This is a genomic window from Corynebacterium sp. HMSC08F01 (assembly GCF_001807545.1).
In the GTDB taxonomy this organism is placed as follows: domain Bacteria; phylum Actinomycetota; class Actinomycetes; order Mycobacteriales; family Mycobacteriaceae; genus Corynebacterium; species Corynebacterium coyleae.
Genome location: NZ_KV789312.1, coordinates 31,895 through 51,407 on the forward strand (window position 1 = coordinate 31,895; position 19,513 = coordinate 51,407).

Sequence of the window (19,513 nt, forward strand, 5' to 3'; positions counted from 1 at the left end):
AAAACGCGATTATGAGAAATGGCGCAAAGACGGTAGGGTTGTCTCTCGCTGTTGTCGAAGTACACATATACGCCTACGTCAACCGATTGCATTTGCGCCGGTAGCGGACCCTCACACCGCTTCTCACCTGGCGCTTTCCTCACATCGTGATCGAGTCGTGGGCGGTAAGAAGAGTAAGGAAGAAACCCATGTCGGCACATTGCCAGGTCACGGGACGTCAGCCGTCGTTCGGCAAGACCGTCTCGCACTCGCACCGCCGCCACTCGCGCCGTTGGAACCCCAACGTGCAGAAGCGGAAGTTTTACCTGCCCTCCGAGGGCCGTACCATCACCCTGAACGTTTCCACGAAGGGTCTGAAGATCATTGACCGCGACGGCATCGAGTCCGTCGTAGCCCAGATCCGTGCACGAGGTGAGAAGATCTAATGGCACGTAACGATATCCGCCCGATCATCAAGCTGAAGTCCACCGCGGGCACCGGCTTCACCTACGTCACCCGCAAGAACAAGCGCAACAACCCGGACCGCATCACGCTGAAGAAGTACGATCCGGTAGTTCGCAAGCACGTCGAATTCCGCGAGGAGCGATAATCCATGGCGAAGAAGTCTAAGATCGCTAAGAACGAGCAGCGTAAAGAGATCGTCGCCCGCTACGCGGAGCGTCGTAACGAGCTCAAGGCAATCATCAAGAACCCGGAGACCTCTGACGAGGATCGTCTGGACGCTCAGTTTGAGCTCAACCGTCAGCCGCGCGACGCATCCCCGGTGCGCGTGCGCAACCGTGACTCGCGTGACGGCCGCCCCCGCGGCTACCTCCGCAAGTTCGGTGTTTCCCGTGTCCGTATGCGCGAGATGGCTCACCGCGGTGAGCTGCCTGGCGTCCGTAAGTCTTCGTGGTAAGGAGGACTCAAATTATGAAGCGCAACAATTCGCGTAAGCCGCGCATTGAGCAGTCCCGTCGCCCGAAGAAGAACCCGCTAAAGGCAAAGGGCATCGAGACCGTCGACTACAAGGATATTGAGACCCTGCGTCTGTTTATCTCCGACCGTCACAAGATTCGTTCCCGCCGCGTCACGGGCCTGACCCCGCAGCAGCAGCGCCAGGTCGCTACCGCTGTGAAGAACGCGCGCGAGATGGCTCTTCTGCCGTTCACCACCCGCTAATTAGCCGGTTGACGATGACAGCGTAAGAGTCTTCGGCTCTAAGCACCCGCACTCCCCTCCCCGCGAGGGTTGAGAGCGGGTGTTTTTCTTCTAAAGTAGTGGCGTATCCCAGAAAGGTAGGCAGGGTATGGCGAACTCGGTCGGACGACCACGCAAGCAAAGCCCACGGCGCAAAGGCGCAACCGCCCGCGAAGAAATCCTCGATGCCGCATCCGAACTTTTCACACGCAAAGGCTTCGCAACTACCTCCACTCACGACATTGCTGACGCCGTAGGCATCCGTCAGGCGTCGCTGTACTACCACTTCCCCTCCAAGCGCGACATCTTCCTCACGCTGCTCATGGGGACGCTGCAGCCCTCGCTGGATCTCGCATCAGACTTGGCCAAGACCGACGAAACTGCAGCCGTGAAGCTCTGGGCGCTCGTCGCCGCCGAGACCCGTATCTTGTTGTCCTCGAATTGGAACGTCGGCCGGCTCTACCAATTGCCGGTGTTGGAGTCGGAGGAGTTTGACGAGTACCACGAGGCACGCCAACGCCTGGAGGGTATCTTCCGCGACCTGGCGGCGCAGATCGTTGGCGACGACGACCCCCGCATCGACCTACCGTTCCACATGACGCTCGCCGCCATCGAGATGCGCGACAACACCGGCGTTGCGCCATACCCGCTTGTCGACGACGCCCTGCCCGCCCCCTCCGTCACCATCGCCGATGCCGTCCTGGACGTGCTGCATACGGACCTTCCGGATCGCCGCGCCGAGCGCATGCTCAGCCTCGTCGCGCAAGTATCGCGCGACGAGGACGCGTAGTTTAGAACTTGTCGAGATCCTCGACCGCGACGCGGGCCTCGAACCAATCCCCGTCGTCTCGCTTCACGCCCCAAATCCGGGCCCCTGACGGTGAATCAATCGGGAACACATCCGCATCAGCGGTGATGAGTTCCTTGGTCTTCATATCGCTTTGAGCAACGCGCGGGGAAGTTCGATTGCCGTCGTAGGTAAAGATCGACTCCCCGTCCGAAATTGCGTCGACGAAGTCCAACTTCTTGAGTTCATCCTTACCCAATTCGAGCAGGACTTCTCCAGACTCGGGCTTCAGAACGAGAAGTTTTACTATGCCCTCGGCTCGCGAGGTGAAGATAGCCGTAATGACGTCACCGCTGCGCCGCACCACAGGTACAGAACTGTAGGTTCTGGTTTCCACACTCATTGCCTCATCTGCCTTGCCACCGCTGACATAAAGGAATTTCGCTTCACAAGGCTTCGTTGGCTCATCGGTACAGCGCTCCTGTTCCGCAGTATCCTTGCCGTACACAAGGGCATCGTCGCCGATACGCCACACGGCTTCGGGTGCGAAACCTTTACGTATCTCAACGTCCTCGCCCGACTCTAGGTTTCGGCGCCTCAAATCCCCATCGTTGCTTGCGTAATACAGCACGGGCTCCCCGCTCTGCGCGAGCACGCGGAAGAAATTATTGGTCTCGATGTGCTCATGCCTTGTTTCTTGGCCAGAGGCGATATCCACCGCAACGACATCGATTTGTTTCTTCGAGCCGGCCTCCGGAATGTTCGCGAGATAGATCTTCTCCGCACTCGCCGCGATAATTTCGGCGGACTTAGCGTCGAGGTTCTTCGAATCCACTTCCGCGAGGGTTGGCTCGTCGAAGGATGCAAAATCGTCGAGGAACGTCGAAAGGCTTACCTTCTCCGTTTGTAGGCCCTGCGTACTCTCCACAGTCTTCACAAAGCTGGCGCCTTTGGTCTTCCCGTCGTCGGCAACCAGCATCATCGTCGTGGTCATACGTTTGTCCTCAGAGCCATCGAACTTCTTCGGGGAGACGTCGTACAACGCTCCCGTGTCCAGATCGAGCGCACGGGTTTCTTTGTCCCAGGATGTGACAGCGAGTTTTGCAGGGACCGCCTGATTGAATGTCGGATTGAACACGTCGAGGTTGTCGATCCCAAGTGACCTTGTTTCTGGCAAGTCACGTGCTGCTTCAGGCGCCGCCTCTAACGGATCGACGGCCATGCGTGCGTTGTTGTTCCACTGTGGCTTAAGGGATTCCGCAGCCGTAGTTGCGTGCTTAGTTGGGTCAAGCACTTCCGTTTCGGTTTCATCCGCGCCGCCACAGGCACTCAGCGAAACTGTCAACAGCCCTGCTCCAAGAAGTGCGATTGCTTTCGTCTTATTCATGTTCAATCTCCTCGTTCTCTCGCCGTGTTAGTCAAAGATGTCGTAGAGCTTCCAGTCGCCGCCATCTCGAGCGAACAGAAACAGTTGGGTATTGACCGATGTCGCATGGACGTCCTTGTTTTTCACCTCCGTGTTGATCCCAACGAGTCGCGCCTCCTTGATCCCACTCAACCCGTAAAGACGGTCGAGGTAGTCGGTATTCTCCGACGCATCGTCACCTTGTTTCTTTGCGACGAGGTCCTTCAGGTCGTAGCTCTCCCCCGCGGCGTACTCGGCATCGTCGGATGATCCGATGCTCGTGTTCTCAAGCTTGTTTTCAAGCAACGCTGCACGGCCAGCAGCGGCATGCTGATTCATCCAGTCGGCCCTATCGTCCTCATCAAGCTGGGCGATTTCGTTGGCGAGCTTCTCAGGTCCGCTCGAGCCCAGCCCAGCGCCAACAAGCTGAGGAACTACCAGCGCAATGACGAGCACACCCGCAACAACAGCAGCAATAGGCCACCAACGCTTCACATCGAACGACTTCTCCGGTGTGTTGTCCCCTTCGCCAGAGCCGGGAACAACGGCTGGTTCGGAAACTTCGGGGGCTTCTGGTGCTTCGGGTGCGGTCGGTGCAGCCGTTGCAGCCGGTGACGCCATGGCGGCCAGCGACCGAAGGCTTTGCACGTTCATGGGCATGCCACTGTCGGCCTTCAAGCGAGAGTCGTACATCTGGCGCTTAGTCGGATCTCCCAGAATCTCCCGAGCCAGACGCAATTCCTCCTCGCCACCAGGGTTGGAAGTGAGACCGCTGTCGAGGCGTTGCGTGAGCTCGTCGACAAGCAGCTCGCTCGAAGCCGACGGATCAAGTTCGAGCGTCTTGTACAGGTTGTAATGCTGCATCCCGGTTTCCTTCTACTGCTCGCTGATGAAGACGGAGGCGTTGTTGCCGCCGGTGCAGCGGAAACCGCCCTGCGCCGGCGAGCAGGACATCATGTAGTACTGGCCGGTCTTCGGGCTCAGGCTACGCAGCGAAGTCGGCGTCTTTCCGTGCTCCGCGTAGTACGCGCGGAAATCATCACCAACGGCACGCGCAAAGCCCTCAGTTGTGACGGACGTTTCCGGCACGCCAACCCCGAAGGTACGGTCCTTTCGGTCAGCGTCTGGCTTCGCCGACGACGGTGCCGCCGATGGCTTTGCGCCGTCAGTCGCGGCCCCACCTGGAGCACGCGTCGACGTTTCCACAACAGTAGAGGTCACCGGCTCCGTGGAACCGCTGGACGATCCGCCAAAGCTCCACGCGGCGAACGCACCGAGCACAGCCAGGAGGGCAACGGCGAGCACGCCAATGATGATGTAGAGCACCCGGTTCGACGACTTCGGCTCTTGTGGGCCGGGCGCCGGCGCGTACGCAGGTTGGCTCCACTGCTGCTGTTCCCAACTTTGCGCCGGGAACTGCTGGGTGGGCATATGCTGCTGTGGTTGTCCCCACTCGTCGTATTCGGATGGTTTCGGGGTGTATGCCGCCCACTCATCGTTGGGGTTGGCATTTGGGTTCGACATCGTGGAATCTCCAAGCTACGGGGGTGTTTATCCCGCAGTCTATCGTCCAGCCTCCGAACAGTCAGGATTTGGCGAGCCCAATTGCAGCTCGAGCACAGCGTTTGTGAGATCAGTTGCCATCAATTGGGCCGTCGCATAGGTGCCGTCTGCAGGCGAAACTGTCAGCGCGATGCCGTAGCCGTTGTACAGGCCGAGCTGGCGCACGGTGTACTTCCCGTCGTCCCCCGGACCCCAGCCACCTTTGAAGGCAACATCCGGCAAAACCCCCAGACCGTAGCGCTGCTCCGGCACTACCTTGCGCATCATGTCGAGTACCTCGTCGGACCCCGCCACGCAGCGCAGGTTGGAGGCGAACACTGCCTGCTCACGAGTGCCCCATCGCGTTTGACCGAAAGCCGTGAATCCAGGCCTGAGCACAACGGTGTTCATCGGTAGATCGACTCCCGCTTCACGCAGCACCGCTTCTACCTCCGTAGGCTCGACTGCCGCCCACAGAGTTTCTGCCGCGAGGTTGTCTGAGGCGGTAATCGCAGACTCCGCAACCGGAAGTAGCGAAGGGTCTTTGCGAAGCGCAGTGACCGCGATCGGAACCTTCGAAGTTGACCACGCTACCTGCGGATCTTGTTCCGGCGATCCTACTGCGTCCCGGCCGTCAGACACCGCGAGCTCTGCCGTTCCCCCGTATTGAGCAACCACGGCATCGACTGCTGCTTGGAGCTGCGGTTGCAACTGCTCCAGAACAGGCGCGGGGACGGGCGAGGGTGCGAGTGAACTCGGCGTAATTACGTGGGTTGCCGTCACAGTTTCCGTCGCTGGTTCTGAGGCCCGCTCCCCTGCCCCGCACGCGCTGAGCGCAAGCCCAGCGGCGACCAGCGCTGCAGCAAACCTCAGTCGCGGCGTCATGTTTAGCAGCGGGCCGTCGGCAGATCGCCGCGCATTGCTGCGATGCCGTCCGCCAGCTCGTTGAGCATGGCGAAACTACCCTCGTGCCCCTTCGGGCTGTGCGCGGTGATCGCCACGGCGATATCCCCGTTCGGCCCAGGGATGAGGCCAAACTGGCGGGCGAGGTGCCCGTTCTCGTAGTAGTTCCAGCCGCCCTTGAAGCGTGCACCAGGGATGCGCCCTACACCCCAGCGCTGATAATCGACGACGCGCCCCATCATGTCCAGCACCGGCTCATGCCCCTTCACGCAGCGCAGGCCCGATGCAAACGCCGCCTGGTCGCTGGTGGTCCACAGCGTGCCCATCTGGTATCCCGCGGAGTTGGTGGTCCGCGATCCTGCCTCGGCGATGATGCCGTCGAGTTCCGCGCCCGATACCTGGCCAAACATACGGTGCGCGGCAGGGTTATCGGAGCGGGTCACGGCGACCTCAGCATCCGGGTAGGCTGCCGGGCTCTTGCGCAGCGCACCAATAGCCACCGGGACCTTCATAGTGGAAAATGCCGGCTCCGGGCGGTTATCCCCTGCGGTAATGCCACCGACAGATGCTGTCGCGCGGCCACCATGTCGCGCAACAACGTCGCGCACAAGCTGATCAAGCTGCGCTTGAACCTCCGTGGCACTCTTGCCCGTCGGCTGTCTCTTCGCGGCGGCCGGTGCCGTCAGCGGCAACGGCAGGTGGATGGCTCGCTGCACTTGCGGCGGCAGTTGCTTGTAGGTCTGCACAATGGCCGGGCCTACAACCGGGATCTGATCAATCGCGGAGTAGGTGGGAATGGCCGGCAGGCCCGGAAGCGAAATACCTGCGGTGAGCGCAAGCGCGGCGAGCTTGGAGGACACGGAGGTACTCTCCTTCAGAGGGTTAGTGGGCGAAGTGGCGGGTTCCGGTGAGATACATGGTCACGCCGGCTTCCTTGGCTGCAGCGATGACTTCCTCGTCACGGATGGATCCGCCGGGCTGGACAACGGCCTTCACACCGGCGTCTGCAAGCAACTGGAATCCGTCGGCAAACGGGAAGAACGCGTCGGAGGCTGCCACGGCACCGTTGGTGCGGTTGCGGCCCTCGTCCAGTGTGTTCGCGCGGTCAACGGCCAGCTTGGCCGAATCGACGCGGTTGACCTGGCCCATGCCGATGCCCACCGATGCGCCGTCGTTGGCAATCAGGATGGCGTTGGACTTCACGCAACGCACCGAGCGCCACGCGAACTCAAGATCGGCGAGGGTCTGCTCGTCGGCAGCGTCGCCGGCAACCAGCTTCCAGTTGGCGGCTGCGTCGCCGTCGGCCTGGAACTGGTCGCGCTCCTGGACCAGCCAACCACCGGTGATCTGCTTGCGCTCCTCGGTGAGTTGCTCCGGGGTGACCTCCAGCAGGCGCAGGTTTTCCTTCGTGCGCAGCAGCTCGAGTGCTTCCGGCGCGAAAGACGGGGCGATGACCACCTCGGTGAAGATCGGGTGGATCTGCTCTGCAAGCTCAAGGGTGACCTCGCGGTTCGCGGCGATCACGCCGCCGTAAGCAGAGACAGGGTCGCAGGCGTGCGCCTTCTTGTGTGCATCCGCGATGGACTCGTCGGATACTGCGAGACCACACGGATTGGCGTGCTTGATAATCGCGACGCACGGACGGTTGTGATCCCAAGCCGCACGCCATGCGGCGTCAGCGTCCTGGTAGTTGTTGTAGCTCATTGCCTTGCCGCCGTGCTGCTTCGCAGCGGCAATGCCCCAGCCGTCGCTTTCCAGGCGGGCTGCCTGGTGCGGGTTCTCGCCGTAGCGCAGTTCCGTGGTCTGCGCACCAGACGCAGCCTGGGATGCAGCCTGGCTCTCGAGCTGGGAGGCGAGCCAGGAGGACACGGCGGCGTCGTAACGCGCAGTGTGCGTGAACGCCTCGAGGGCGAGCTCGCGGCGCTCGTCGAGCGTAAAGCCACCGTTCTTCACGGCCTCCACAACGTCGGCGTAGCGCTTCGGGGAGGTCACAACCGCGACAGACGGGTGGTTCTTGGCTGCCGCGCGCACCATCGACGGACCACCGATATCGATCTGCTCGACGCACTCGTCAAAGTTGGCACCTGAGGCGACGGTTTCCTCGAACGGGTACAGGTTGACCACGACGAGCGAGAACGGCTCGATGCCCAGCTCCTCAAGCTGCGCCTTGTGGTCGTCCTTACGCAGGTCTGCCAGGATGCCCGAGTGCACGCGCGGGTGCAGCGTCTTCACACGGCCGTCGAGCACCTCCGGGAAACCGGTGACCTCTGCGACCTCGGTCACCGGCACGCCTGCGTCTGCAATGCGCTTCGCGGTGGAACCAGTGGAGACGATTTCTACGCCGGCATCGCCCAACGCGCGAGCCAGATCCTCCAGCCCCGTCTTGTCGTAGACGCTGATCAGCGCGCGCTTGATTTCCCGCTTCGCGGCATTCGTCATGAGAAAAGGACCTTTCCGTTTACTACTTGGGCGTTATGGAGCAGTTCCACGATCTGCTCGCGCTCGACCTTCTTGATGCGCTCGTGCAGCGTGGAGGTGGTGTCGTCCGGCAGCACCTCAACGGCACGCTGGGCGATGATCTCGCCGCTATCCAGTCCGGAATCGACGTAGTGGACGGTGCAGCCGGTGACCTTCACACCGTATTCCAGAGCATCCCGGACAGCGTGTGCGCCCGGGAATGATGGCAGCAACGACGGGTGCGCGTTGATGGTTCGACCTTCATACTTCTCAAGGAAGGGCTTGCCCAGGATGCGCATGAAGCCTGCCGAAACGACAAGGTCTGGCTTCACGGACGCAAGCGTGGCGGCAAGTTTTTCGTTCCACGCGTTGCGGTTGGTTTCCATTGGCACCACTGCGGTGCGGATACCCGCGTTCTTCGCACGTTGGATCGCTGGGCAAATTTGATCCGCCACCACAATGTCGATGCGGTAGCGACCTTGCGCATTGTCGATCATGGACCGCAGCAACGTACCCGTTCCAGAGACGAGCACAGCAATTGATTTCACTGAATCACTCACGCGAAGCAGTCTAGCTGTCAGTGTTCGCAGGTGTGCGTTGCCTTAGCGCAGCTACCCCCAACACGGTTGCACCGGTGACGGCAACCCATACAAATAGCAGTAGCGCCAGCACCCAAGGGTCCACGCCGATGACCCCATAAGCGCCTGCTTGCCCTGAGGAGAAGACGCCTGCGGCCGCGCCGAATAGGGCGCACCACGTGGCAGTTGCTGCAATAGCAGTCAGAGACACTTGCTTTGCGACGAAGTAATGCACCAGCACCGCCGCCGGCACCACCAACAGCACCGGCGCCCACGCGGGCACCTCCGCCGGGATCGCACCAAACAGGGGCAGGGGTGGGTACGGGATCTGGACTGCGTCGAAGAGGTTTATCGAACCGGCACCGTAGGTAAAGGACCCGCCGAGCATGACCGACAGCGCCCCGATAGCCGCATTTGGCAGGTACGCCACACAGAGCACGAACAGGCCGATACCGCCGCCCCACCCGAGGGATGGGTACTGGCCGAGCAGTTCGCGAACCTCACCAAAACCTGCAACGAGGAACGCAAGGTAGATCACTGCGGCTGCACTCAGCAGGCGTACAACGATGTTGCCTGCAGCCTCACCTGCATCAACGGTTTCCGCGGGAACCCCCGCACGCTTCGCGAGCGCATGCCACACCACGTTGCGGATTCCGATGCAGTAACCAATGAGGTGCAAGATGACCGGGCAAAGCAGCGCGGCCACGGGGTGTGGTGCGGCCACCGGATAGACGGCCGACGCGTCAGCGACCATGAACAACGCGATGCCGCTGAACACCAGCGCAAAGCCGATGACAAGACCAAGCAGCACGAGGAGGTCCAGGATGCTCACTCGTCCCGCCGTAGCCGCACGGATGCGGCGCGCCACGAGTGCGACAACACCGATGGCTGGCAAAAGGGGTACGGCGGCGAGCTCGATGTCGTCGATACGCACTGGCACTCCGTGGAAGACGAACCAGCTCTCCCCCACCGCGGCAGGCAAGTAGGTCAGGCGCCAACCTGCGATGAGGATGACGGCAAAGCACACCACAAGCAGCCCGAGCCCGACGACAGCATTCGGCACAGCGACATACGGCAGGTAGTGCTTGATCCGCTCTTCGGTCGTCTCCGGGACTTTTGCGGGGGCAGACCGCTTCTTAATACCGGTGATCTTGCGCTTGGACATGCTGGCGTTGCGCGCGCGGCGCCCGCTTGTCGACGACGCCGGGCGTGGTTTCGGTGTGGTGCTCATCCCCGCCAACTCTGCCACTCCTCACCCCCACTTCTGGGGAAGGACACCCGATCTTCCAATTTGCCCCACCCGTCCGGAGAGTCACACCATTCACATACGACTACACATGACGTGGATGCAACCGGGATGTAACACTGCGAAGACAGCGAACGATTAAGACAATTTTCAGATTCATCTTGCCCCGATGAAACCAATTCGTTACAGTAACCACTCGTAGATAACAGGAAGGTTACGATTCCCCTGCCGGAAACAGCACTAGCAGGGGGAATTCGGGCCAACGGGAAATCTCAAAGAGGGCACATGTTCATTTCGAAGAAGCAGGGCGGCAAGCACCGTAAGCAGACGCCGAACACGGGTCGCGCAGCTGTCGTCGCCGCCGCCACTGGCGCGGTTTCCACCGCCGGCTTCTCCGGCCTCGCCGCAGGCGCTCTCACCTCGGACAAGAGCCAGGACGCGGATTACTCCATCCAGCTCGCAGCCGATACCGACGAAATTGCCGGCACCCCAGACAGCGACGCCGCAACCCCGCAGATCCTGGCGATCGCGGAGTACAAGCCGGTTGAGAACCTTACCGACCAGCTCAACAAGGCAGTCCAGCACTCCGACGAGGTCGCTCGCCAAGACGAAGCAGCACGTGCCCCGCTGGTCGTCCGCCCGGCCGACGGCGCTTACACCTCCGGCTTCGGCATGCGCTGGGGTTCGATGCACTCCGGCATCGATATCGCCAACGTGGAAGGCACCCCGATCCGCGCAGTTGCCGATGGCACTGTGATCGACTCCGGCCCGGCCCAGGGCTACGGCCAGTGGATCCGCATCCGCCACGAGGACGGCTCCATTTCCGTCTACGGCCACATGCAGTCTCTGTACGTAGGCGTCGGCGAGCAGGTCCATGCCGGCCAGGACATCGCCGGCATGGGTTCGCTGGGCTTCTCCACCGGCTCGCACCTGCACTTTGAAATCTGGCCGGACGGCGCAACCGCCGTCGACCCGGAGCCTTGGCTGGCCGCACGCGGCATCCAGCTCTAAGCCACACAGACTTCTGCCCCGCTTCGGCGGGGCTTTTTCATTGTTGGGTGTCCAACTTTTCGGAGCATGCGGGGGTACACCATCCACCCCCACAGGCAATTAACATCCGTAACAAATTTCACTTCAGTAACATCGCGCCTGCCTGCAGCGATACCACCTAGCTACGCCCAATTAGAACAAACGTGCAGGTCACGCCATTGCTTCGCGGGTGGACACACGTTAAATTGACCTGCTGTGCGCGTAGCCAAAGCTGCGCCGAACCAGACCTGCGTAGAGAAGGTAAAACTGTGAAAACCAGTCGTATGTTCCCCGGTGCCTCCGTGGCAGCCGCTGCAGCATTGGCGCTGACGCTTGTAGCGTCGCCAGCGCACGCACTGACCCTCACTGTCGGTGGCGCACCTATCGGCAACCAGGGCGACGCCTTGGGCGCCCTTGCAAAGGCTGCAGACGCCATCCTGGACAACGGTGCAACCGTGACCGCCGGCGGCTACAAGATCGTGTACGACCCGCGCGCCCTCGATGCGCCGCTGTCGGCCGCGTTCGCTCCTGCCGATGGCACGGACTGGGTCGCACCGCAGCGCGGCCGCACCGCAGATGGCCGCACCGTGGTCATGCCGGCGTCTGGCCGCTACACCTCCGGTTACGGTCCACGCTGGGGCACGTTCCACCGTGGCATCGACATTGCCAACACGGAAGGCACCCCGATCTACGCGGCAATGGACGGCACCGTCACCGCAGCAGGTCCGGCGCAGGGCTTTGGCAACTGGGTCGTGATCAAGCACGACGGTGGCGAAGAGACCGTCTACGGCCACATGCGTTACTACGACGTGCAGGTCGGCCAGCGCGTCAAGGCGGGCCAGAAGATCGCCTCCATCGGCAACGAGGGCTACTCCACGGGCCCGCACCTCCACTTCGAGGTCAAGCCGGACGGTGTGAACCACGCCGACCCCGAGGTCTGGCTGGCCCAGCAGGGTATCCGGATCTAAAGCTTTTCCATCGGCACCCCGCCGATGGTCATCAGCCTGACGGTGCCAGACGACCCGAAATCGATTGTCACCGTCTCCCTCACGCCGGAACCTTCCACGGTGAGGACCGTGCCCAACCCGTACTTCGCGTGGTTGACGCGGTCTCCGGCCACTAAGTTCAAATTCTTGTGCACCGTCTGTTTCGGTGCACGGCGCGCAGAGCGCATCTGCGTGCGTGGACGCGAGGGCGAGCCCCACGCATCCGCGTTGAAGGAGCGCTCCGGTTCCAACCTGCGCCAGTCGATGAGGTCCTCCGGGACCTCTGCGAGGAAGCGACTGGCCGGGTTGGTTACCGGAGAGCCCCACGATGAGCGCAGCATCGCACGCGTCAGATATAGCCGCTCGCGGGCGCGCGTAATCCCCACATACGCCAGGCGACGTTCCTCGGCGAGCTCCGCTGGATCCCCCAACGCACGCAGGTGTGGGAACTGTCCGTCCTCCCAGCCGGTAACAAACACCACCGGGAACTCCAGGCCCTTTGCAGTGTGCAACGTCATCAACGTGACCACGCCCTGCTCGTTGTCCGGCAACTGATCCGCATCAGCGACGAGCGAAACCTTCTCCAAAAACGCCTGCAGTGATCCCGGCGCGGGTTCGCCTTCCTGCATAACCTCGTCGATTTCTTCATCGGTCATGTACGCCATCTGGTTCGCAGCGTCCGAGGAGAACTCACGGGCGACAGAGACCAACTCGTTGAGGTTGTCCAGGCGCGCCCCGTCCTGCGGGTCGTTGGAGGCTTCAAGCTCTGCCTTGTAGCCGGTGGCATCAAGCACCTGGGCGACCAGTTGCCCGAGGTCTGGCATGCCGGTGACCTCATTGACCATGTTCGGCATGTCCTGGCGGAGCCCCCTCATCATGTCCACGAAGCGGGTAATGGAGTTCGTGGCGGCCTTGGCCAGCATGTCCACGTTGCCCTCAGTGGCGTCGATAAGCGAACGCCCAAAGCTTTGATTGTTTTGCTCCGAGTGCAGCGCCACCATGGCTTGCGCCTTGTCGCCAATGCCGCGTTTTGGCACGTTGACAATGCGCCGCATGCTCACCGTGTCGTCCGGGTTTTCTAGCACCTTCAGGTAAGCAACGATGTCGCGGATCTCGCGGCGCTCGTAGAAGCGGGTCCCGCCGACTACCTTGTACGGAATACCCGAGCGGATGAAAATGTCTTCCAACGCGCGCGAGGCGTTGTTGGTGCGATACATCACTGCGATATCCGAGTACGGCACGCCGCGATCCGACAGGGCATCGATTTCCGTGGCGATGAAGCGGGCCTCGTCGTGCTCGTTGTCCGCGACATAGCCGACGATCTTCTCCCCCGTGCCGTGGTCAGTCCACAGCTTCTTCGGGCGGCGGCCCTCGTTCTGCGCGATGACAGCGTTCGCGGCACTCAAGATGTTCTGCGTGGAGCGGTAGTTCTGCTCCAGCATGATCGTCTCCGCATCGGGGTAGTCGCGCTCGAACTCCTCGATGTTGCGGATCGTCGCGCCACGGAAGGCGTAAATGGACTGGTCAGAATCGCCCACCACCGCCAGCTCGGGCGCGTCGGGGCCGTCGCCCACCAGGGTGTGGATGAGTTCGTATTGAGCGTGGTTGGTGTCCTGGTATTCGTCGACAAGCACATGCCTGAAGCGACGCCGGTAGTACTCCGTGACCTGCGGATGCGTCTTGAAGATGCGGACTACCTCGCCGATCAGATCGTCGAAATCGAGCGCGTTGGATTGACGCAGGCGGCGCTGATATTCCGCGAACACGTTCGCCACCGTGGTCTCGAACGGGTTGTGGGTGCGTTGCGCCTGTGCTTGCGCCTGGTCCGGATCCACCAACTCGTTTTTCAGATTCGAAATCGCATTGGCCAGCACGCGCGGCGAGAACTTCTTCAGATCCAAGTTCATGTCTTTGCCGATCATGCCGAGCAGTCGACGTGAATCGTCCGAATCATAAATAGTGAAGTTGGTATTCAACCCCGGCACCAACTGCGCCTGCTGGCGCAAAATACGCACGCACACCGAGTGGAACGTGGCCACCCACATGCGTTCCGCCTCAGGTCCGACGAGTTGGCCGACGCGCTCCTTCATCTCCGCTGCGGCCTTATTAGTAAAGGTGATGGCAAGGATCTGCCACGGCGCTACCCCACGGTTTTGCAGCAAATAGGCAATACGGCGGGTCAGCACCGCAGTTTTGCCGGAACCAGCGCCGGCGACGATAAGCAGCGGGCTACCTTCGTGCACGACGGCCGCCTGTTGCTGCGGGTTCAGGCCAAGGGTCACATCAGTCATGGCAGTCACTGTACTAACGCCGCCGACACGACCCTGACCGTGTGTTCGAACTGGCATAATCTACTGCCATGAGTGAGCTTGAAATCCGCATGCCATCCGGCACCGACGATCCCCTTTCGGACGCGGAGATCCAGGAATACCGCAAGGAAATCGACCGACTTGACCGCGTCATCCTCGACGCAGTGAAGCGCCGCAGCCAGATTTCCGCCGCGATTGGTAAGACACGCATGGGCTCGGGCGGCACGCGTCTTGTCCACACTCGCGAGGTGGCCATCATTAACCAGTTCCAGGACGAGTTGGGCGAGGAAGGCCCCGGCCTGGCACAGATCCTGCTACGGCTCGGCCGGGGCAAGTTGGGTTAACGCACTTGGGGCTAGCGCTCCGGACGGCTAGTCCTGCTCGGTGGAATCGAGCACGACCTCAAATTCCAGCAGTTCAGCAGACTGTGACACCGGCTTGCGCGGGGCCTCACCGTTATCGCCGCCCTTGTCGCTTTCAGCGTGCCCGGCGCGGCCTGCGCCTTCCCACCAGGCGTTGTAGGACTCCTCGTCGGCCCAGCGGGTGACCACGAAGTAGCGCTCCTCCCCCTTGACCGGGCGCAGAAGCTGGAAGCCTTCGAAGCCGGGCTGGGAGTCGATGGCGTGCTTGCGGGCAGCGAAGCGGCGCTCGAGTTCCTCGCCGGCGCCTTCGGGGACAGTAATCGCGTTGATCTTGACGATGCTCATGGGCGCCATTATCCAGATTTGCCGGGTGGTGGGGTGTTACCCGGAAGGCACGACAGGTTTTGACTACCGTAGTTTGCATTGAACGCTGGAGATGATCACCGCCGCCTGGGAGGCTGCAATGCACGACATTACGTCCGCACCGAGCTGGAAAAAGCTCGAAAAACTCCATGCTGAAACGTCTCGCACGACGCTGCGTGATCTGTTTCGGGCCGACGCGCAGCGCGCCGAGCGCTTCACTTTCGACGCCGCCGGTTTGCACGTGGATCTGTCGAAGAACCTGTTCAACGGGCGTGTCATGGAGGCGCTGATTGCACTTGCCGACGACGCCGACCTGACCGAACGCATCACTGCAATGTTTTCGGGCGAGCACCTCAACACCACCGAGGACCGGGCTGTGCTGCACACCGCGCTGCGCGCCCCGGCGGATCGGGCGCTGATCGTCGACGGCCAGGATGTCACCGCTGACGTGCACGATGTGCTGGAGCGCATGAGTGCGTTTGCGGAGTCGGTGCGCTCTGGCGATTGGCTCGGCCACACGGGCAAGCCGATTACCAAGGTGGTCAACATCGGCATCGGCGGCTCCGACCTGGGGCCAGCCATGGCTGCTCAGGCGTTGCGTACCTACGCGGATGCTGGGGTGAGCGCGGAGTTCGTCTCCAACGTGGATCCGGCCGATATGACCCGGGTGCTCGCTGACGCTGACCCGGAGCAGACGCTGTTTATCGTCGCCTCCAAAACGTTTACTACGCAGGAAACACTGTCTAACGCGCATGCGGCGAAGCGCTGGCTGCTCGAGGCTTTCGATGGCGACGACACCGCGATTGCGAAGCACTTCGTAGCCGTCTCTACCAATGTGGAGAAGGTCTCCGAGTTCGGTATTAATACGAACAACATGTTCGGCTTCTGGGACTGGGTTGGCGGCCGCTACTCGGTGGATTCCGCAATCGGCCTGTCGCTGATGGTGGTCATCGGCCCGGAGCGTTTCCGCGAGTTCCTCGCCGGGTTCCACGCGATGGATGAGCACTTCCGCACCACCGATTTCGAGCGCAACGTGCCTGTACTCATGGGGCTGCTCAACGTTTGGTACCGCAACTTCTACCGGGCCCAGACCCACGCGGTGTTGCCGTACGCGCAGGACCTCGCGCGCTTCCCGGCGTATCTGCAGCAGTTGACCATGGAATCCAACGGCAAGCGCACGCGTATCGACGGCACCCCGGTCACCTATGACACCGGCGAAATCTTCTTCGGCGAGCCCGGCACCAACGGCCAACACGCCTTTTTCCAATTGATCCACCAGGGCACCACACTGATTCCGGCGGACTTCATCGGCTTTGCCAAACCACGCGCTGATCTGCCCACCGCCACCGGCGAAGGCTCCATGCACGACCTGCTCATGGGTAATTTCTTCGCGCAGACGAAGGTGCTGGCGTTTGGCAAAACCCAGCAGGAAATCGAAGCAGAAGGTGTCCCGCATGCACTTGCGCCGCACAAGGTTATGCCTGGCAACCGCCCCACCACCACGATCCTGGCGGAGGAACTCTCCCCGCACTCCCTCGGCGCGTTGATTGCGTTGTACGAGCACATCGTGTTCGTGGAGGCCGCCATCTGGGGCATCAACGCCTTCGACCAGTGGGGCGTGGAGTTGGGCAAGGCTCAGGCCAATGACCTCGCCGCTGCCGTTGCGGGCGAGGAAGAGCCCGCCTCCGGCGACCAATCCACCGACAACCTCATCACCTGGTACAGGGAGCACCGCTAATGGGCGACGCCATCTCATCCGAGTCCTACACGCCACGCCAGCGCACCACGTACCGCCGTCGGCTCGAGGATGAGCTGGAGCGCTTCGACCGGCACCTCCAGGGCGCCGAGTTCGTCGATCACGGCACGATCGGGCTGGAGTTGGAGCTCAATCTTGTCGACGACACCATGCTCCCCCACCCCAACAACCAAGCCGTGCTCGCGCTGCTTGATAGCGAGTACCAGGCCGAAATCGGCGCTTACAACGTGGAGATGAACCACCCACCCTTGGATATTCAAGGCCAGGGGCTAGCGGAGTTGGCTGGTGGCGTCGAGAAGCGACTTGCCCGCGTGCGCGAGGCAGCAAAGCGGGCCGGGTCGCACCTGGCAATGATCGGCACCCTGCCCACGATGACCTCGCAGTTTCTCGATAGCGACGAGTGGATGACGCCAGAGAATCGCTACGCCGGACTGAACAACTCGATCCTGGAATCGCGCGGCGAACTGGTCAAAATCGACCTGCGGGGCGAGGAGAAATACACCCACTACTTTGAGACCATCGCCCCCGAATCCACCTGCACATCCATGCAGCTACACCTCCAGGTGGCACCAGACCGGTTCGCGGAAGCGTGGAACGCTTCCCAAGCCATCGCGGGTGTGCAGGTCGCGCTCTCAGCAAACTCACCGCTGTTCCTCGGCCACAAGGTGTGGCACGAGTCGCGCATCCCGGTGTTCAAACAGTCCATCGATACACGCACCAAAGAACTGATCAACCAAGGCGTGCGCCCGCGTGTGTGGTTCGGCGAACGCTGGATCACCAGCGTCTTCGACCTGTTTGAAGAAAACGTGCGCTACTTCTCCCCGCTGCTGCCCGAAGGCCGCGCCGACGCAGGCACCCCGTTCATGAACGGCGACAACCCCGGCCTGCACTACCTCAACCTGCACAACGGCACGATCTGGCGCTGGAACCGGCCCATCTACGATCCGGCGGGCGAACTCAGCCACATCCGCGTGGAAAACCGCCTGCTTCCCGCTGGCCCGACCGTCAAGGACATCGTTGCCGACGCTGCGCTCTACTACGGCCTGGTCAAAGCCCTAAGCAACCAGACCCGACCTGTGTGGTCGCGCCTCACCTTCGACGCCGCAAACCGTAACTTCCTCGCCGGCGCCAAGCACGGCATCAACGCCGAGATGGAATGGCCGACGTTGGGTTCGGTTCCGGTACGTGAGCTCGTCGAGAAGCATCTGCTCGACCTCGCCTGCGAAGGCCTGCGAGCCCTTGACGTGGACCAATCCTGCGCAGACGAATACCTCGGCATCATCGAGGGCCGCGTGCGCACCGGCCAAAACGGGGCGACCTGGCAACTCGACGCCCTGAGCCGCGCCGCCGCCGGATCCAAACCCGCCACCAGCGAACGCGCCGAAGGCCTCGCACGGGTTTTGCGGCAGTACATCAAAAACTCCCAGGCAGACGCGCCGGTGCACACTTGGAACCTTGAGGTCGAATAAGGCAAGATAGGCCCAATGCAGAGCATCATCGACTGGATCGTCGGCCTAATGGAAACCCTTGGCGCCCCCGGTGTCGGCATCGCGATCCTCTTGGAGAACCTCTTCCCACCCATTCCGTCCGAGGTCGTACTGCCGCTGGCAGGCTTCACCGTCGCGCAGGGATCCCTGAACATGGTCAGCGTGTTCATCTGGTCCGTGCTTGGCTCCGTCATCGGCGCATACATCCTCTACGGCGTCGGCGCCTGGCTCGGCCTGGAGCGCCTGCGCAAGATCGCCGATTGGATGTGGCTCGTGCGCGCCTCCGACGTGGACGCATCGATGGATTTCTTCAACAAATACGGCAAGCCCAGCGTGTTCATCGGTCGCCTCATCCCGGGTGTGCGGTCGCTGATCTCCATCCCGGCGGGCCTGGGCAACATGAACCTTCTCACCTTCGGCCTGTGGACCACGCTTGGCTCCGGCATCTGGAACGCCATCCTGATCTACCTGGGCTACATCCTCGGCGACAACTGGGAAAAGGCCACCGAGTACGCGGACACCTACTCCAACGTCATCTACGTCGTGCTCATCCTGATCATCCTCGGATTCCTGGTGTTCTTCATCCGCCGCGCGATGCGTGACCGCCAGGCTCCGGCTGACACCGCGGACACCACCAAATAACGCGCTCGAGGGCGACCGATCACGAAAGTGACGGTCGCCCTCTCCCCTTTAAGAAACCTTCTCGTCTTGCGCCCAATACGAAGCAACATCGGGAAGTTCATCGACCGCGAAGTATCGGGAGTGCGTAACCTTCAGGTCTTCTAAGGACGGCGCTCCGATCACAACAATCTCGACATCTGGATTGTCGTTGGCCTGTTCTTCCTCGAGCCGCTGCAGGATCGCATCACGTACATCCGCATACTCTTTCATCCGAAGCGCGCCGGTCTTGCGGTTGAACACCATAAGGAAGTGCTTCATCGTCTCCCCCTCACTCTTCTACCTCGTACGAACTGAGACGTTGCGATAGGGCTCGCAAAGATTCAATGAGGTTCAGAATACTCGAGGCATGCTGACTCGTAGCAGTCTCCGAGCCGGTCGATTTCTCGCTTCCCCCACGGACGTTTTTCTCTCAAAAATTCAAAGTCCATATCTCGCCCCCCTTT

Annotated in this window: 22 protein-coding genes; 11 read left to right on the forward strand and 11 right to left on the reverse strand. The window is 61.6% G+C overall.

Translation table 11 applies throughout. The features are described from left to right. Window positions 1-188: 188 nt before the first annotated feature. The 5 genes from rpmB (at window position 189) to HMPREF3171_RS06225 (ending at window position 1,969) form a co-directional block, all read left to right on the forward strand. Window positions 189-425, forward strand: coding sequence for a 50S ribosomal protein L28 (gene rpmB, locus HMPREF3171_RS06205; RefSeq protein WP_042409504.1), 237 nt, complete (start codon window positions 189-191; stop codon window positions 423-425). After that, window positions 425-589: a 50S ribosomal protein L33 gene (gene rpmG / locus HMPREF3171_RS06210; protein ID WP_006841072.1), complete on the forward strand. Its 165-nt coding sequence runs from the start codon at window positions 425-427 to the stop codon at window positions 587-589. The genes rpmB and rpmG overlap by 1 nt, the downstream gene beginning before the upstream one ends. Window positions 590-592: 3 nt before the next feature. After that, on the forward strand, window positions 593-898 hold the full coding sequence (rpsN, locus tag HMPREF3171_RS06215) for a 30S ribosomal protein S14 (RefSeq protein ID WP_034999472.1): 306 nt from the start codon (window positions 593-595) through the stop codon (window positions 896-898). Between the two features lie 11 nt (window positions 899-909). Next, a complete protein-coding gene (rpsR, locus tag HMPREF3171_RS06220; RefSeq protein ID WP_180950003.1) occupies window positions 910-1,161 on the forward strand; it encodes a 30S ribosomal protein S18 in 252 nt (83 codons plus the stop codon). 127 nt (window positions 1,162-1,288) lie between these two features. Continuing rightward, on the forward strand, window positions 1,289-1,969 hold the full coding sequence (locus tag HMPREF3171_RS06225) for a TetR/AcrR family transcriptional regulator (RefSeq protein ID WP_070421430.1): 681 nt from the start codon (window positions 1,289-1,291) through the stop codon (window positions 1,967-1,969). Window position 1,970: 1 nt separating this feature from the next. Here HMPREF3171_RS06225 and HMPREF3171_RS06230 read toward each other — a convergent pair whose 3' ends face one another. Genes HMPREF3171_RS06230 through HMPREF3171_RS06265 form a run of 8 tightly spaced genes read right to left on the reverse strand, consistent with a single transcriptional unit; the run spans window position 1,971 to window position 10,082 of the window. Beyond that, window positions 1,971-3,353, reverse strand: a complete 1,383-nt coding sequence (locus HMPREF3171_RS06230) for a hypothetical protein (RefSeq protein ID WP_070483690.1) — start codon at window positions 3,351-3,353, stop codon at window positions 1,971-1,973. Between the two features lie 27 nt (window positions 3,354-3,380). Continuing rightward, on the reverse strand, window positions 3,381-4,235 hold the full coding sequence (locus tag HMPREF3171_RS06235; protein ID WP_070483692.1) for a J domain-containing protein: 855 nt from the start codon (window positions 4,233-4,235) through the stop codon (window positions 3,381-3,383). Between the two features lie 12 nt (window positions 4,236-4,247). Beyond that, window positions 4,248-4,895, reverse strand: a complete 648-nt coding sequence (locus HMPREF3171_RS06240; protein ID WP_070483695.1) for a hypothetical protein — start codon at window positions 4,893-4,895, stop codon at window positions 4,248-4,250. 39 nt (window positions 4,896-4,934) lie between these two features. Then, window positions 4,935-5,798 carry a serine hydrolase gene (locus tag HMPREF3171_RS06245; RefSeq protein ID WP_210385600.1) on the reverse strand — a complete coding sequence of 288 codons (864 nt, stop codon included), beginning with the start codon at window positions 5,796-5,798 and terminating at the stop codon, window positions 4,935-4,937. A gap of 2 nt (window positions 5,799-5,800) precedes the next feature. Beyond that, entirely contained in the window at window positions 5,801-6,676 is an 876-nt protein-coding gene (locus HMPREF3171_RS06250) for a serine hydrolase (RefSeq protein ID WP_083291995.1), read from the reverse strand. Window positions 6,677-6,698: 22 nt separating this feature from the next. Then, on the reverse strand, window positions 6,699-8,255 hold the full coding sequence (purH, locus tag HMPREF3171_RS06255; RefSeq protein ID WP_070483697.1) for a bifunctional phosphoribosylaminoimidazolecarboxamide formyltransferase/IMP cyclohydrolase: 1,557 nt from the start codon (window positions 8,253-8,255) through the stop codon (window positions 6,699-6,701). Further along, window positions 8,252-8,833, reverse strand: coding sequence for a phosphoribosylglycinamide formyltransferase (gene purN / locus HMPREF3171_RS06260; RefSeq protein WP_371325687.1), 582 nt, complete (start codon window positions 8,831-8,833; stop codon window positions 8,252-8,254). Before purN ends, purH begins: the two co-directional genes overlap by 4 nt. 10 nt (window positions 8,834-8,843) lie before the next feature. Continuing rightward, window positions 8,844-10,082, reverse strand: a complete 1,239-nt coding sequence (locus HMPREF3171_RS06265; RefSeq protein ID WP_070451725.1) for a cell division protein PerM — start codon at window positions 10,080-10,082, stop codon at window positions 8,844-8,846. Between the two features lie 300 nt (window positions 10,083-10,382). On the opposite strand from HMPREF3171_RS06265, the gene HMPREF3171_RS06270 reads away from it, so the two are divergent. Further along, a complete protein-coding gene (locus HMPREF3171_RS06270) occupies window positions 10,383-11,108 on the forward strand; it encodes a M23 family metallopeptidase (RefSeq protein ID WP_070421437.1) in 726 nt (241 codons plus the stop codon). 287 nt (window positions 11,109-11,395) lie between these two features. Beyond that, complete coding sequence (locus tag HMPREF3171_RS06275) at window positions 11,396-12,094, forward strand: M23 family metallopeptidase (RefSeq protein ID WP_224212937.1); 699 nt, start codon at window positions 11,396-11,398, stop codon at window positions 12,092-12,094. Here HMPREF3171_RS06275 and pcrA read toward each other — a convergent pair. After that, window positions 12,091-14,403 carry a DNA helicase PcrA gene (gene pcrA, locus HMPREF3171_RS06280; RefSeq protein ID WP_070421439.1) on the reverse strand — a complete coding sequence of 771 codons (2,313 nt, stop codon included), beginning with the start codon at window positions 14,401-14,403 and terminating at the stop codon, window positions 12,091-12,093. The two genes, HMPREF3171_RS06275 and pcrA, sit on opposite strands and share 4 nt — an antisense overlap. A gap of 68 nt (window positions 14,404-14,471) precedes the next feature. Here pcrA and HMPREF3171_RS06285 point away from each other — a divergent pair, with 68 nt between their 5' ends. After that, window positions 14,472-14,765 carry a chorismate mutase gene (locus HMPREF3171_RS06285; RefSeq protein WP_070483699.1) on the forward strand — a complete coding sequence of 98 codons (294 nt, stop codon included), beginning with the start codon at window positions 14,472-14,474 and terminating at the stop codon, window positions 14,763-14,765. A gap of 27 nt (window positions 14,766-14,792) precedes the next feature. On the opposite strand, the gene HMPREF3171_RS06290 is transcribed toward HMPREF3171_RS06285, so the two are convergent. Further along, the gene (locus HMPREF3171_RS06290; RefSeq protein WP_070483701.1) at window positions 14,793-15,128 is read right to left on the reverse strand and encodes an antibiotic biosynthesis monooxygenase family protein; all 336 of its coding nucleotides are present in this window, start codon (window positions 15,126-15,128) and stop codon (window positions 14,793-14,795) included. Window positions 15,129-15,246: 118 nt separating this feature from the next. Between HMPREF3171_RS06290 and pgi the strand changes: the two genes are divergently transcribed. Genes pgi through HMPREF3171_RS06305 form a run of 3 tightly spaced genes read left to right on the forward strand, consistent with a single transcriptional unit; the run spans window position 15,247 to window position 19,031 of the window. Further along, window positions 15,247-16,884, forward strand: coding sequence for a glucose-6-phosphate isomerase (gene pgi / locus HMPREF3171_RS06295; RefSeq protein WP_070483768.1), 1,638 nt, complete (start codon window positions 15,247-15,249; stop codon window positions 16,882-16,884). Continuing rightward, window positions 16,884-18,371 carry a glutamate-cysteine ligase family protein gene (locus tag HMPREF3171_RS06300; protein WP_070483703.1) on the forward strand — a complete coding sequence of 496 codons (1,488 nt, stop codon included), beginning with the start codon at window positions 16,884-16,886 and terminating at the stop codon, window positions 18,369-18,371. Before pgi ends, HMPREF3171_RS06300 begins: the two co-directional genes overlap by 1 nt. Before the next feature lie 15 nt (window positions 18,372-18,386). Further along, window positions 18,387-19,031 carry a DedA family protein gene (locus HMPREF3171_RS06305; RefSeq protein ID WP_070483705.1) on the forward strand — a complete coding sequence of 215 codons (645 nt, stop codon included), beginning with the start codon at window positions 18,387-18,389 and terminating at the stop codon, window positions 19,029-19,031. A gap of 48 nt (window positions 19,032-19,079) precedes the next feature. On the opposite strand, the gene HMPREF3171_RS06310 is transcribed toward HMPREF3171_RS06305, so the two are convergent. Continuing rightward, complete coding sequence (locus HMPREF3171_RS06310) at window positions 19,080-19,328, reverse strand: hypothetical protein (protein WP_070483707.1); 249 nt, start codon at window positions 19,326-19,328, stop codon at window positions 19,080-19,082. Between the last annotated feature and the right edge of the window lie 185 nt (window positions 19,329-19,513).

Excerpts from the sequence above, each read along its gene's own strand:
- rpmB (WP_042409504.1), top strand. The coding sequence starts at position 189 with ATGTCGGCACATTGCCAGGTCACGGGACGTCAGCCGTCGTTCGGCAAG.
- rpmG (WP_006841072.1), top strand. The coding sequence starts at position 425 with ATGGCACGTAACGATATCCGCCCGATCATCAAGCTGAAGTCCACCGCG.
- rpsN (WP_034999472.1), top strand. The coding sequence starts at position 593 with ATGGCGAAGAAGTCTAAGATCGCTAAGAACGAGCAGCGTAAAGAGATC.
- HMPREF3171_RS06225 (WP_070421430.1), top strand. The coding sequence starts at position 1,289 with ATGGCGAACTCGGTCGGACGACCACGCAAGCAAAGCCCACGGCGCAAA.
- HMPREF3171_RS06230 (WP_070483690.1), bottom strand. The coding sequence starts at position 3,353 with ATGAATAAGACGAAAGCAATCGCACTTCTTGGAGCAGGGCTGTTGACA.
- HMPREF3171_RS06235 (WP_070483692.1), bottom strand. The coding sequence starts at position 4,235 with ATGCAGCATTACAACCTGTACAAGACGCTCGAACTTGATCCGTCGGCT.
- HMPREF3171_RS06240 (WP_070483695.1), bottom strand. The coding sequence starts at position 4,895 with ATGTCGAACCCAAATGCCAACCCCAACGATGAGTGGGCGGCATACACC.
- HMPREF3171_RS06245 (WP_210385600.1), bottom strand. The coding sequence starts at position 5,798 with ATGACGCCGCGACTGAGGTTTGCTGCAGCGCTGGTCGCCGCTGGGCTT.
- purH (WP_070483697.1), bottom strand. The coding sequence starts at position 8,255 with ATGACGAATGCCGCGAAGCGGGAAATCAAGCGCGCGCTGATCAGCGTC.
- HMPREF3171_RS06265 (WP_070451725.1), bottom strand. The coding sequence starts at position 10,082 with ATGAGCACCACACCGAAACCACGCCCGGCGTCGTCGACAAGCGGGCGC.
- HMPREF3171_RS06270 (WP_070421437.1), top strand. The coding sequence starts at position 10,383 with ATGTTCATTTCGAAGAAGCAGGGCGGCAAGCACCGTAAGCAGACGCCG.
- pcrA (WP_070421439.1), bottom strand. The coding sequence starts at position 14,403 with ATGACTGATGTGACCCTTGGCCTGAACCCGCAGCAACAGGCGGCCGTC.
- HMPREF3171_RS06285 (WP_070483699.1), top strand. The coding sequence starts at position 14,472 with ATGAGTGAGCTTGAAATCCGCATGCCATCCGGCACCGACGATCCCCTT.
- HMPREF3171_RS06290 (WP_070483701.1), bottom strand. The coding sequence starts at position 15,128 with ATGAGCATCGTCAAGATCAACGCGATTACTGTCCCCGAAGGCGCCGGC.
- pgi (WP_070483768.1), top strand. The coding sequence starts at position 15,247 with ATGCACGACATTACGTCCGCACCGAGCTGGAAAAAGCTCGAAAAACTC.
- HMPREF3171_RS06300 (WP_070483703.1), top strand. The coding sequence starts at position 16,884 with ATGGGCGACGCCATCTCATCCGAGTCCTACACGCCACGCCAGCGCACC.
- HMPREF3171_RS06305 (WP_070483705.1), top strand. The coding sequence starts at position 18,387 with ATGCAGAGCATCATCGACTGGATCGTCGGCCTAATGGAAACCCTTGGC.
- HMPREF3171_RS06310 (WP_070483707.1), bottom strand. The coding sequence starts at position 19,328 with ATGAAGCACTTCCTTATGGTGTTCAACCGCAAGACCGGCGCGCTTCGG.